The sequence below is a fragment of the Brachybacterium sp. J153 genome (assembly GCF_036311905.1).
Lineage (GTDB): Bacteria > Actinomycetota > Actinomycetes > Actinomycetales > Dermabacteraceae > Brachybacterium.
In genome coordinates, this window is the sequence record NZ_JAZDCH010000003.1 from 44474 (window position 1) to 56335 (window position 11862).

General features: G+C 70.9%; 13 protein-coding genes. 11 read left to right on the plus strand and 2 right to left on the minus strand.

Annotated features, from left to right (window positions below):
* The first annotated feature begins 6 nt into the window (after positions 1-6).
* The 9 genes from atpB to V1258_RS01505 all read left to right on the plus strand — a co-directional run bounded on the left by atpB (position 7) and on the right by V1258_RS01505 (position 7492).
* Positions 7-819 carry a F0F1 ATP synthase subunit A gene (gene atpB, locus V1258_RS01465; RefSeq protein WP_329745289.1) on the plus strand — a complete coding sequence of 271 codons (813 nt, stop codon included), beginning with the start codon at positions 7-9 and terminating at the stop codon, positions 817-819.
* A gap of 108 nt (positions 820-927) precedes the next feature.
* The gene (gene atpE / locus V1258_RS01470; RefSeq protein WP_329745290.1) at positions 928-1158 is read left to right on the plus strand and encodes an ATP synthase F0 subunit C; all 231 of its coding nucleotides are present in this window, start codon (positions 928-930) and stop codon (positions 1156-1158) included.
* A gap of 10 nt (positions 1159-1168) precedes the next feature.
* Positions 1169-1714 (plus strand): F0F1 ATP synthase subunit B, encoded by a 546-nt coding sequence (locus V1258_RS01475; RefSeq protein ID WP_329745291.1) that lies wholly within the window; start codon positions 1169-1171, stop codon positions 1712-1714.
* Positions 1715-1723: 9 nt separating this feature from the next.
* Complete coding sequence (locus tag V1258_RS01480) at positions 1724-2545, plus strand: F0F1 ATP synthase subunit delta (protein ID WP_329745292.1); 822 nt, start codon at positions 1724-1726, stop codon at positions 2543-2545.
* Positions 2546-2629: 84 nt separating this feature from the next.
* Positions 2630-4255, plus strand: a complete 1626-nt coding sequence (gene atpA, locus V1258_RS01485) for a F0F1 ATP synthase subunit alpha (protein ID WP_329748030.1) — start codon at positions 2630-2632, stop codon at positions 4253-4255.
* Between the two features lie 71 nt (positions 4256-4326).
* Complete coding sequence (locus tag V1258_RS01490) at positions 4327-5241, plus strand: F0F1 ATP synthase subunit gamma (RefSeq protein WP_329748031.1); 915 nt, start codon at positions 4327-4329, stop codon at positions 5239-5241.
* A gap of 64 nt (positions 5242-5305) precedes the next feature.
* Positions 5306-6763, plus strand: coding sequence for a F0F1 ATP synthase subunit beta (atpD, locus tag V1258_RS01495; RefSeq protein WP_329748032.1), 1458 nt, complete (start codon positions 5306-5308; stop codon positions 6761-6763).
* Positions 6760-7035, plus strand: a complete 276-nt coding sequence (locus tag V1258_RS01500; RefSeq protein ID WP_329745296.1) for a F0F1 ATP synthase subunit epsilon — start codon at positions 6760-6762, stop codon at positions 7033-7035. Before atpD ends, V1258_RS01500 begins: the two co-directional genes overlap by 4 nt.
* A gap of 16 nt (positions 7036-7051) precedes the next feature.
* Positions 7052-7492, plus strand: a complete 441-nt coding sequence (locus V1258_RS01505; RefSeq protein ID WP_329748033.1) for a DUF2550 family protein — start codon at positions 7052-7054, stop codon at positions 7490-7492.
* Between the two features lie 24 nt (positions 7493-7516).
* Here V1258_RS01505 and V1258_RS01510 read toward each other — a convergent pair whose 3' ends face one another.
* Both V1258_RS01510 and nucS read right to left on the minus strand, forming a co-directional pair.
* Positions 7517-8743: an N-acetylglucosamine-6-phosphate deacetylase gene (locus V1258_RS01510; protein ID WP_329748034.1), complete on the minus strand. Its 1227-nt coding sequence runs from the start codon at positions 8741-8743 to the stop codon at positions 7517-7519.
* A gap of 28 nt (positions 8744-8771) precedes the next feature.
* Positions 8772-9479 carry an endonuclease NucS gene (gene nucS, locus V1258_RS01515; protein ID WP_329745299.1) on the minus strand — a complete coding sequence of 236 codons (708 nt, stop codon included), beginning with the start codon at positions 9477-9479 and terminating at the stop codon, positions 8772-8774.
* Between the two features lie 172 nt (positions 9480-9651).
* Here nucS and V1258_RS01520 point away from each other — a divergent pair, with 172 nt between their 5' ends.
* Both V1258_RS01520 and V1258_RS01525 read left to right on the plus strand, forming a co-directional pair.
* A complete protein-coding gene (locus tag V1258_RS01520; protein WP_329748035.1) occupies positions 9652-10719 on the plus strand; it encodes a hypothetical protein in 1068 nt (355 codons plus the stop codon).
* 41 nt (positions 10720-10760) lie between these two features.
* Entirely contained in the window at positions 10761-11804 is a 1044-nt protein-coding gene (locus tag V1258_RS01525) for a hypothetical protein (RefSeq protein ID WP_329748036.1), read from the plus strand.
* The last annotated feature ends 58 nt before the right edge of the window (positions 11805-11862 follow it).

Below are 11862 nucleotides of genomic sequence, written 5' to 3' on the forward strand. Positions count from 1 at the left end.
GAGATCGTGCTGGACACCGCAGACCACAGCCCCGCCCTCTACGCGGAGGGCGAATCGTTCTTCCACATCCCGACGCTCGGGGAGTTCTTCCCTGACGCGATCCTCTTCGCGGGGACTCCCTTCGAGTTCAACCGCGTGCAGCTCGTGCGCCTCATCATCCTGGTCGCGGTGCTGCTGCTCACCTGCATCATCGCCTCTCGCGCGAAGCTGGTCCCCGGCCGGATGCAGAGCGTGATCGAGCTGCTGATGGACTTCGTGAACAACACGATCATCGCGAACACGCTGGGCCTCAAGGACGGCAAGCGGTTCTCGCCGATGCTCATCACGATGTTCTTCTTCATCCTGTCGATGAACCTCGCGGGCGTCATCCCCGGCCTCAACCTCGCCGGCACCTCCGTGATCGGCCTGCCGCTGCTCATGGCCCTGTGGACCTTCGTCACCTACGTCGGCGCGGGCATCAGCAAGCACGGCTTCCTCGGCTACTTCAAGTCCGAGACCATGCCCCCCGGCATCCCGTGGCCGATCTACATCCTGCTGATCCCGATCGAGCTGCTGCAGGTGCTCGTGATCCGCTGGGCCTCGCTGACCATCCGACTGCTCGCCAACATGGTCGCGGGCCACATGATGATCGTCGTGTTCATCGGTATGACCCATGCGCTCGTGTTCTCGGGCGACTGGCTCATGGCGATCAGCCCCTTCGCGGGTGCCATGGCGATCGGCATCTACGGCTTCGAGATCTTCGTCGCGGCGCTGCAGGCCTTCATCTTCACGATGCTGACCGCCGTCTACATCCAGCTCGCCACGAGCGACGAGCACTGACCTCCGCTCCGGCGGGAGGCCCAGGGGCCACCGCCGGCGGATCCCGCACCACCCCCGACCCCAGACCTGATCGTCGCGCCACAGCGACACGATGAAAGGAAACACCCCATGGAGCCCACGATCCTCGCCGAGCTGACCGGAAACATCGGCACCATCGGCTACGGCCTCGCCGCGATCGGCCCCGGCATCGGCCTCGGCATCCTCGTCGGCAAGACCGCCGAGGCGCAGGCCCGTCAGCCCGAGATGCGCTCGCAGCTGCAGACCACCATGCTGATCGGTGTCGCCTTCACCGAGATCCTCGCGCTGCTGGCGATCGTCACCGGCCTCATCTTCGTCTGAGCCCCAGCCCATGATTCTGGCTGAAGGAGCAGACACCGTCCCCGGCTGGCGCCTGCTGATCCCGCTCCCCGAGGAGATCTTCTGGTCGGCGCTCTTCCTGCTGATCTTCGCGATCGTCTTCATGAAGTTCGTGCTCCCCCGCATGAACGCCGTGCTCGACGAGCGTGCCGAGAAGATCGAGGGCGGCATCCGCCACGCCGAGAAGATCCAGGAGCAGGCCGACTCCCTCCGCTCCGAGCAGGAGAAGGAGCTGGCCGCCGCCCGTCAGGAGGCCGCCGCGATCCGCGAGAAGGCCCGCCAGGACGGCCAGGCCATCGTCGACGACGCCAAGGCACGCGCCGAGGCCGAGTCGGACCGCGTGCTCACCGCCGGCCGTCAGCAGCTGCACGCGGAGCGGATCGCCGCCTCCACGCAGCTGCGCGGAGAGGTGGGCTCGCTCGCGAGCGACCTGGCCTCCAAGATCGTCGGCGAGTCCCTCTCCGACGACGAGCGCTCCCGCCGTGTGATCGACCGGTTCCTGGACGACCTCGAGTCGACCCAGACCACCACCCGATAAGGACCTGTGATGCGAGGAACCTCCTCCGCCTCCTTCGACGAGGCGCTCCGGCAGGCCGAGACCGTGTTCCGCACGGTCTCCGGCTCCGGTCCGCTCGAGCCCCTCGCCGAGGAGCTGTTCTCGACGGCGGATGCCGTCGACGGCAGCAACCAGCTCGTGCGCCTGCTCTCCGATCCCGGTCGTCCGGCCGCGGTGAAGGAGGAGGCCGTCCGCTCGCTGTTCGCCGGCAGGATCAGCGCCGAGGCTCTCGAGCTGCTTCTCGAGGTCGTCCGTCGACGCTGGTCCGAGCAGGAGGACATTCTCGACGCCCTCGAGCTGCTCGGCGTCTCCGCCCTGCTGGCGCAGGCGGAGAGCGAGGGAGTGCTCGAGCAGGTCGAGGTGGAGCTGTTCCAGGTCAAGCGCCTCATCGACGGCAGCGGTGAGCTCACCGGTGCCCTCGACGGGGAGCGGGAGAACCCGGGGCGACGCGCCCAGATCCTCTCCACCCTGCTCTCGGGCCGCACGCACCGCCTGACCGCGGCGCTGGCCGCCCGGGCCGCAGGCCGCCGTTCCGACGTCAAGCCGGCGCGGCGGGTCGCGGAGCTCGCGAGCTTCGCCTCCGAGCGCCGCCGCCGGGCACTCGCGTCGGTGTCCAGCGCGGTGCCGCTGAGCGAGGCCCAGCAGGGCCGCCTGAGCGGCATCCTGGCGGGCCTGTACGGCCGCCAGGTGCAGATGAACTTCCAGGTCGACCCGGATGTCGTGGGCGGTCTGCGGATCCAGGTCGGAGACGACCTCTACGACGCCACCGTACTGGCCCGGCTCGCCCAGGCGCGCCGGCAGCTGGTGGCCTGAACGGCCCGACCGACGCCCCGGCGTCCCCAGCATTTTCCAGACCATCCCCGGTGACGGGGAGACCGAGAGGAAGCGAAGCAGCACATGGCTGAGCTCACGATCAGCCCGGAGGAGATCCGGAACGCCCTGGACACCGCGGTGTCCACCTACCAGGCCAGCGCCACCGTGCGCGAGGAGATCGGTCGCGTCAGCGAGGCCGCCGACGGCATCGCGCGCGTCGAGGGTCTGCCCGACGTCATGGCCAACGAGCTGGTCAGCTTCGAGGACGGCACCCTCGGCCTCGCCCTGAACCTCGAGCTCCGCGAGGTCGGCGTCGTCGTCCTCGGCGAGTTCAGCGGCATCGAGGAGGGCCAGCAGGTCCGCCGCACCGGTCAGGTGCTCTCCGTGCCCGTCGGCGACGGCTACCTCGGCCGCGTGGTCGATCCCACCGGTGCCCCGATCGACGGTCTCGGCGAGATCGAGACCGTGGGCCGCCGCGCCCTCGAGCTCCAGGCCCCCGGCGTCATGCAGCGCAAGGCGGTCAAGGAGCCGATGCAGACCGGTCTCAAGGCCATCGACGCGATGACCCCGATCGGCCGCGGCCAGCGTCAGCTGATCATCGGTGACCGCCAGACCGGCAAGACCACGATCGGCATCGACACGATCCTCAACCAGAAGGCGAACTGGGAGTCCGGCGACCCCGACAAGCAGGTGCGCTGCATCTACGTCGCGGTCGGCCAGAAGGGCTCCACCATCGCCTCGGTCCGCGCCACCCTCGAGGAGAACGGCGCGCTCGAGTACACCACCATCGTGGCGGCTCCGGCCTCCGATCCGGCGGGCTTCAAGTACATCGCGCCCTACACCGGCTCCGCGATCGGCCAGCACTGGATGTACGAGGGCAAGCACGTCCTCATCGTCTTCGACGACCTCTCGAAGCAGGCCGAGGCCTACCGCGCCGTGTCCCTGCTGCTGCGCCGTCCGCCGGGCCGCGAGGCCTACCCGGGTGACGTCTTCTACCTGCACTCCCGTCTGCTCGAGCGCTGCGCGAAGCTCAGCGACGAGATGGGCGGCGGCTCGATGACCGGTCTGCCGATCATCGAGACCAAGGCCAACGACGTCTCGGCGTACATCCCGACCAACGTCATCTCGATCACCGACGGCCAGTGCTTCCTGCAGTCGGACCTGTTCAACGCGAACCAGCGCCCGGCGGTCGACGTCGGCATCTCGGTCTCCCGCGTCGGCGGCTCCGCGCAGACCAAGGCCATGAAGGCGGTCTCGGGCACCCTGAAGATCTCGCTCGCGCAGTTCCGTGATCTCGAGGCCTTCGCCATGTTCGCCTCGGACCTCGACGGCGCGTCGAAGCAGCAGCTGAGCCGCGGCGCCCGCCTGATGGAGCTGCTGAAGCAGTCCCAGAACTCGCCGTTCCCGGTCGAGGAGCAGGTCGTCTCGATCTGGGCAGGCACCACCGGCAAGCTCGACGAGATCGAGGTCGAGGACGTCCGCGAGTTCGAGGCCCAGCTGCTCGAGCACCTGCGCCACAACGGCGGCGTGCTCGACGCCATCCGCACCACCGGCAAGTTCGAGTCCTCCACGGAGGAGGAGCTCTCGCGCATCCTCGACGAGGTCAAGCGGGACTTCCTGGCCGGCCGCGGCGAGGATGCGGCACGCAGCGACGTGCACGCCCGCGCCGACGCCGATCAGATCGAGCAGGAGCAGATCGTCCGCGGCTGATGCGAGCGCCGCCGCCCCGGAGACGGGGCGGCGGCACCGCCCGGACGCATCCACCCCGCACGAGGAGAGATATGGGAGCCCAGCAGAGGGTCTACAAGCAGCGGATCCGGTCCGCTCAGGGCATGAAGAAGATCTTCAAGGCCAAGGAGATGGTCGCGGCATCGCGCATCGCCAAGGCGCACGCGCGCGTGCTCGCCACCACGCCCTACGCCGAGGCACTCACCCGCGCCATCGGCTCGGTGGCCACGCACTCCGACGAGATCGCCCACCCCTTCCTGCAGGCGGACCGCACTTCCTCGGGCCGGGTCGGCATCCTGATGATCACCGCGGACCGCGGTATGACCGGGCCGTACTCGCACAACGTGATCCGCGACGCCGAGCAGCTCGCGAACCTGCTGCGCGACCAGGGCAAGGAGCCGGTCATGTACGTCGTCGGCCGCAAGGGCGACACCTACTACCGCTTCCGCAACCGTCCGCCGCACCGCGCCTGGACCCCCTACAAGGAGGCGGAGCTGCCCGAGCTCGGTCGCGAGATCGCCCAGGCGGTCACGGCCGACCTGCTCGACGAGGACCCCTCGGTCCACCTCGACGAGCTGTACGTGGTGGGCACGCGTTTCCGCTCCCGCTTCGTGCAAGAGACCCGTTCCGTCCGCCTGGTCCCGATGGGCCTGGTGGACGCGGAGGAGAGCGCGGAGCGTCCGGTGTACCCGCTGTACGCCTTCGCCCCCGATGCCGAGACCGTCGTCGCCGAGCTGCTCCCGCGCTACGTCGAGGCCCGCATCATCAACATCCTGCTGCAGGCGATGGCGTCCGAGCACGCGTCGACCCAGCGGGCGATGAAGACGGCCACGGACAACGCCGAGACCCAGATCAGGAAGTTCACCCGACTGGCGAACACCGCGCGCCAGGCGGAGATCACCCAGGAGATCACGGAGATCGTCGGCGGTGCCGACGCCCTCGCCGGCTCCGGCCGCGCGGAACGCTGAGACCCCGCAGACACCCGGGCGGTATCGCCCCGCCCCGCCGACGCACCCATTGGAGACATCGCACATGACCACCACCGCCCCCTCGCCGACCCAGACCGCCACCGGGCGCGTCGCACGCGTCACCGGCGCCGTGATCGACATCGAGTTCCCCCCGGGCAACATCCCCGATCTGTACAACGCCCTGCAGATCGAGATCCACGCCGAGGGTTCCGGCCTCGAGGACTCGACCCTGACCCTCGAGACCGCTCAGCACCTCGGTGACGGCATGGTCCGCGCCATCGCGCTGAAGCCGACCGACGGCGTGGTCCGCGGGCAGGCCGTGACCGACACCGGCGCCGCGATCTCCGTGCCCGTGGGCGACGCGACCCTCGGCACCGTCTTCGACGTGGTCGGCAACCCGCTGAACAAGCCGGCCTCCGAGCTGCAGGTCTCCGAGCGCTGGCCGATCCACCGCAAGGCACCGAACTTCGACCAGCTCGAGTCGAAGACCACCATGTTCGAGACCGGCATCAAGTCGATCGACCTCCTCACCCCGTACGTGCAGGGCGGCAAGATCGGCCTGTTCGGCGGCGCGGGCGTGGGCAAGACGGTGCTCATCCAGGAGATGATCTACCGCGTGGCGAACAACCACGACGGCGTCTCCGTGTTCGCCGGCGTCGGCGAGCGCACCCGTGAGGGCTGGGACCTCATCGAGGAGATGACCGAGTCGGGCGTCATCGACAAGACCGCCCTGGTCTTCGGCCAGATGGACGAGCCGCCGGGCACCCGCCTGCGCGTGGCGCTGTCGGCTCTCACCATGGCGGAGTACTTCCGCGATGTGCAGAGCCAGGACGTGCTGCTGTTCATCGACAACATCTTCCGCTTCACCCAGGCGGGCTCCGAGGTGTCGACCCTGCTGGGCCGCATGCCCTCCGCGGTGGGCTATCAGCCCAACCTGGCCGACGAGATGGGTGTGCTCCAGGAGCGGATCACCTCGACCCGCGGCCACTCGATCACCTCGATGCAGGCGATCTACGTCCCGGCCGACGACTACACCGACCCGGCCCCGGCGACCACCTTCGCCCACCTGGACGCGACCACCGAGCTCTCCCGCGAGATCGCCTCGCGCGGTCTGTACCCGGCGATCGACCCGCTGGCGTCGACCTCGCGCATCCTCGACCCGCGCTACGTGGGCCAGGACCACTACGACACCGCGGTGCGCGTGAAGCAGATCCTTCAGCGCAACAAGGAGCTCCAGGACATCATCGCGATGCTCGGCGTCGACGAGCTCTCCGAGGAGGACAAGGTGATCGTCTCGCGCGCTCGCCGCATCCAGCAGTTCCTCTCGCAGAACACCCACCTCGCGAAGCAGTTCACCGGTGTGGACGGCTCGGACGTCCCGCTGAAGGACACCATCGAGGGCTTCAAGGGCATCTGCGACGGCGAGTTCGACCACATCACCGAGTCGGCCTTCTTCAACGTCGGCGGCATCGACATGGTGCTCGAGAACCAGCACCGCATCGACAAGGAGCTCGGGGCGTGAGTGCTCTCGAGGTCACCTTCGTCACCGCGGACCGCACGGTCTGGAGCGGCCGCGCCGCACAGGTCGTGGTCCCGGCCGTCGACGGCTCGATGGGCATCCTGCCGCAGATGCAGCCGACCCTCGCCATTCTCGGCGACGGCGCGGTGCGCATCCTGGCCGAGGACGGCACCGCCACCGAGCGCGTGGTCCACGGCGGCTTCGTCTCGGTCGACTCGGATGTCGTGACCATCGGCGTGGACGACGCCGAGCAGGTCGACGCCCAGGCGCGCTGATCCGCGACCGACTCCGATGAACCATGTGAGCATCCCGATCCTCCTGCTGGGGATCGGGATGCTCGTCGTTCTGGCGGCGGGCGCGATCGTGCTGCGGCACGTGGGGCTCAGCCGCCAGCGCGGCGCATTCGACTGCACCCTGTGGCGGTCCGCCTGGGTGGGCGGGCCCAGCTGGCAGCACGGCATGATGCGCTTCGGCCCGGACCGGCTCCGCTGGTTCCGGGCCTTCTCGCTGCGACTGGGCCCGGAGGTGGTGATCCGCCGGGAGGAGATCCTCGACGTCCGCCGGGAGCTCCTGCCCCCGCAGCTCGACGGGGAGCCCGAGCGCTGCCTGCTCGAGTTCTCCCTCCTGGGGGAGCGCCGGCTCCGCGCCGTCGTCGACCGGGTCTCCGGGGCGGCGATGACTTCCTGGCTCGAGGCCGCCCCCACCGGGATGGTGCTCGGCGACGCCGACTGATCGGTCGGCGACGACGCCGACGGGTCAGTCGGCGACCCGGACTCCGCCGCGCAGGACCTCCAGCGGCCGCAGCTCGCGGTCGACGAGGACCGCGTCGGCACGACGACCTGCCGCGAGGGAGCCGATCCGGTCCTGCTGCCCGAGCACCTCCGCGGGCACGAGGGAGGCCGCGCGGACCGCGTCGACCAGGTCCACCCCGACCTCGAGCACGGCGCAGCGCACCACGTCGAGGAGGTGCGCGGTGCCGCCCGCGATCGCCCCCTGCTCGGTGAGGGTCGCGACGCCCTCCGCCACCGTGACGTCCAGCGACCCCAGCCGGTACTGCCCGTCGGGCATGCCGGCGGCGGCCATCGCATCGGTCACCAGGACGACCGCGCCCTCCGCGGCGACGGCGAAGACGTGGGCGACGGTGCGGTGGTCGAGATGGACGCCGTCCGCGATCACCTCCACCACGAGCTCCCCGCGGGAGGCGGCGTCGAGCGCGGCGAGGGCCGGCCCCGGATCGCGGTGGTGGATCGGCCGCATCCCGTTGAACAGGTGGGTCGCGGTGGGGCGGGGGGAGCGACCCTGTTCGCGGCGCAGCTCCCGACGGGACCGCGCCACGGCCTCCGTCATCGTCGCGCTCGAGCCGTCGGTGTGCCCGAGCGAGGGGATCGCGCCCACCTCGGCGAGGGCGTCGATCACGGCGTCGGCCTGCTCTGCCTCGGGGGCCACGGTCATGGTGGCGAGGGCGCCGCCGGCGGTCTGGGCGAGCTCCCGCACGAAGTCGGCGTCCCCGGCGACGATGTGCTCGGGGTTCTGGGCGCCGCAGCGGGCGACGGAGAGGAAGGGACCCTCGAGGTGGATGCCGGCGATCTCGTCGGCGGCGGCGAGGCGGGCGAGGTCCGCGACCCGGGCGCGCAGCGTGTCGGCGTCGGCGGTGACGAGGGAGGCGACGAGCGAGGTGGTGCCGTGGCGACGATGCTCGCGCACCGCGGTGAGCATCTCCGCGGCATCGGCCGCATCGGGGAAGGAGGCTCCGCCGCCGCCGTGGCAGTGGAGGTCGACGAGCCCCGGCAGCAGCAGCCCGTCGTGCGCCCGCTCGGCGAGAGCCGTGTGCTCGGGGGCCGCCGGTGCGGCGCCCGCCCAGACGATGTGCTCGCCGGTGATGAGCACGAGCGCGTCGGGGACGAGGCCCTGGGGGAGCACGGCGGTGCCGCGGAGGGCAAGGTCGACCCTCAGCGGGGTGGACGGATCGGCGAGCGTGCCCATGGGTCTCCGGACGCGAGAGGGGGAGGGGTCAGAACAGGCGGGACTCGACGTCGTCGATACCGCGCAGGGCGTCGTAGTCGAGGGTCACGCAGTCGATGCCGCGGTCCCCGGCGAGGACGCGCGCCTGGGGCTTGATCGCCTGGGCGGCGAAGATCCCCCGCACCGGGGCGAGCAGCGGATCGCGGTTGAGCAGCTCGAGGTAGCGGGTCAGCTGCTCGACGCCGTCGATCTCCCCGCGGCGCTTGATCTCGATCGCGACGGCGCGGCCCTCGGGGTCGCGCGCGAGGATGTCGACCGGACCGATCGCAGTGCCGTACTCGCGGCGCACGAGCGACCACCCGCTGCCGAGGGTCTCGATGTTGTCCGCGAGCAGCGCCTGGAGGTGCGCCTCGACGCCGTCCTTCTGCAGGCCCGGATCGACGCCGAGCTCATGGGCGGAGTCCTCGTAGGTCTCGTGCAGGCGCACCCGGAGGCGGTCGCCGGTTTTGTCGTGCACCACGTCCCACTGCTCGAGCCAGTCGCCCTCGGGATCCGCCGCGGCCTCCTCGGCGCTGCGGGTGCTGGTCTGCAACGTCGCGGGCGGGCTCATCCAGTTCAGGGGCTTGTAACTGCCCCCGTCGGAGTGGACCAGCACGCTGCCGTCGGCCTTGACGATCAGCAGGCGCGGGGCCAGGGGCAGGTGGGCGGTGAGTCGACCGGTGTAGTCGACGGAGCAGCGGGCAACGACGAGACGCACCCCGACAGAGTACGTCAGGCCGCCCCATGAGACGCCGATGAGACGCTCATGAGAGGGCCTTTACCCAGGTGGAGGACCTCACGTGGAGGTATCCCCGGCGGGCTCGTCCGCCTATCGTGGACGGGTCCACCACCTCGTGCCCGGTCCGGGCCGCCTGATATGGAGCTTCCACGTGCAACGACTCCTCGCCGTCCTCCTGGTCCTGCTCGGACTGATCGGACTGGTGCTGGGCCGCCTCGGCGAGACCACCTGGGCCCCCGACACCGAGACCACCGCGACCGTCTCCCTCTCCGATCCGGGGCCCGCGGTGCTCATCGATCCCGGCGTGCTCTACGTCGGCGGCGAGGAGGGCACCGTGACCATCGAGGGCGCGAGCGACGTCTCGATCATCACCGCCTCCAACGCCGACCTCGAGGCCTACCTCGAGGGCACCCGCTACACCCGCATCACCGGGGCGAGCGACTGGACCACCCTGAGCACGCAGGAGGTCAACCCCGACGGTTCCGCCGAGCTGACCGATCCGACCACCTCGGACCTGTGGCGCTCCGTGGAGACCACCCCGAGCCCCGCGACGATCGACGTGGCCGACTTCCACGCCGGCGAGCACGGAGAGAACGCGCAGGTGTACCGCGCGATCCTCATCGTCACCGACGGCACCGCCCCCGGAGCGGACCAGGTCTCGATCACCTGGCCCGTGCACGACGAGAACGAGTGGGTCCCCTTCGCCTACGCCGGCGGTGCGGCCGTCGCCGTGATCGGCCTGGTGCTCCTCGTGGTCTCCCTCGGAGGACGCCGCCGCGAGCGGCTCGACGAGGACGAGATCGAGGAGACGGAGGAGAGCGACGCCCTCGAGAGCGCGGAGCCGGGTGCGTCCGCTCCGATCGTGGTCGGCGGGTCCGCGGCGGCCGGCGCCCCGGGCGATGCCGACGACCGGGCGGACGCCGAGGACGCCGACGCCTGGTCCGTCGCCGGGGCGCCCGCTGACCGCGCCTCCGCCGACGGCGAGGACACCGCGGTGCTCGCGCCCGTGGAGGCGGAGGAAGCCGAGGAGGCCGAGGATCCTGCAGACGCCGAGTCCGCAGAGACCGCAGTGACCGCGCAGACCGCCGGTTCCGATAGCTCCGCCGATGCCGACGCGTCGTCCGATGCTGACCGGTCCACCGAGCTCGATCCGTCCGCTCCGTCCGACCCGTCCGCGGAGTCCGACGAGCAGCCCGCTCCGGGGCAGGAGCCCCGATGACCCGGCCCGCTCCGCACCCGCCCCTGAGGAAGGACCTCCCGATGACTTCTCGCCCGCTCGCCCGCCGCAGCCTTTTCGCGGGCTCCGGCGCGCTCCTCGTCGGCGGCGTCCTCTCCGCCTGCGCCTCCGAGCCGGAGGCACCGCCCGCCCCGCCCGCCGGACCGGAGATCGCTGAGCCCACCCCGGCGCAGACCACCGAGCAGCTCGACGCCGTCGTCGCGGAGATCAGCAGCGCGGTGACCGCGGCCGACGAGGCCCGCGACCCCGCCCAGCTGGCGCCCCGCGTCATCGGCTCCGCGGTCGAGTTCCGCACCGCCGCCTACGCGCTGATCGCCAAGGCCGAGGAGTGGACCGCCCAGCTCACCGTGCCCGGGGCCGCCCTCGTGGTGCCGATGTCCACGACCGGCACCGACTTCCCGCGCACCGCGATCGGCCTGGTCGAGAACTCGGCCGCTGACGGCGTGCCCTTCTTCCTCGCCCTGCAGCAGGCCGACGCCCGCTCGCCGTACACCACCTGGGGCTGGGCCCAGCAGGCGGTCGACGTGGCCATGCCCACCGTCGCGGACGCCGCCGTCGGCTCCGAGGCCGTCGCGATCGACGCCGCGGACCTGGTGATGACCCCCGCGGAGGCGCTGGCCCTCTACGCGGCGGTGCTCACCGACGGCGACGCGAAGGATCCCGAGGACCAGCTGGCCGTCGACCCCTTCATCACCTCGCGGCACAGCGAGATCCAGGAGGAGCGCAAGGCGCTCAACGCCGGGGTCGAGTGGGACGAGGGCGCGACCATCCGCGAGACCTATGCGGTGCGCGAGGACGAGTTCGCGGGCCTGCGCACGGACGACGGCGGGGCGCTCGTCATGGGCACCCTCACCTCCACCCGCAAGGTCACCATCAAGGACGGCGCGACCATGCGCTACGCCGAGGACAACGCGTACACCAAGGTGGTCGGCACCCGCGAGTTCACGAAGGAGTTCGTGCGCACCTTCGGCACCCACGTCGCGCTGTACATCCCCTCGGCCGAGGCCGGCGGGCAGGTCCAGTCCGTCGGGGCCACCCTCACCGCGCTCACCGCCACCGGCTCCTGAGACGGAGGGCGCGACGACGCACCCGGGGAGAGTTCCCTAGACTGTCAGGGTCCTGAAC

What these genes read in the sequence shown, in the direction of transcription:
- atpE (WP_329745290.1), top strand. Translation starts at nt 928, where the DNA reads ATGGAGCCCACGATCCTCGCCGAGCTGACCGGAAACATCGGCACCATC.
- V1258_RS01475 (WP_329745291.1), top strand. Translation starts at nt 1,169, where the DNA reads ATGATTCTGGCTGAAGGAGCAGACACCGTCCCCGGCTGGCGCCTGCTG.
- V1258_RS01480 (WP_329745292.1), top strand. Translation starts at nt 1,724, where the DNA reads ATGCGAGGAACCTCCTCCGCCTCCTTCGACGAGGCGCTCCGGCAGGCC.
- atpA (WP_329748030.1), top strand. Translation starts at nt 2,630, where the DNA reads ATGGCTGAGCTCACGATCAGCCCGGAGGAGATCCGGAACGCCCTGGAC.
- V1258_RS01490 (WP_329748031.1), top strand. Translation starts at nt 4,327, where the DNA reads ATGGGAGCCCAGCAGAGGGTCTACAAGCAGCGGATCCGGTCCGCTCAG.
- atpD (WP_329748032.1), top strand. Translation starts at nt 5,306, where the DNA reads ATGACCACCACCGCCCCCTCGCCGACCCAGACCGCCACCGGGCGCGTC.
- V1258_RS01505 (WP_329748033.1), top strand. Translation starts at nt 7,052, where the DNA reads ATGAACCATGTGAGCATCCCGATCCTCCTGCTGGGGATCGGGATGCTC.
- V1258_RS01510 (WP_329748034.1), bottom strand. Translation starts at nt 8,743, where the DNA reads ATGGGCACGCTCGCCGATCCGTCCACCCCGCTGAGGGTCGACCTTGCC.
- V1258_RS01525 (WP_329748036.1), top strand. Translation starts at nt 10,761, where the DNA reads ATGACTTCTCGCCCGCTCGCCCGCCGCAGCCTTTTCGCGGGCTCCGGC.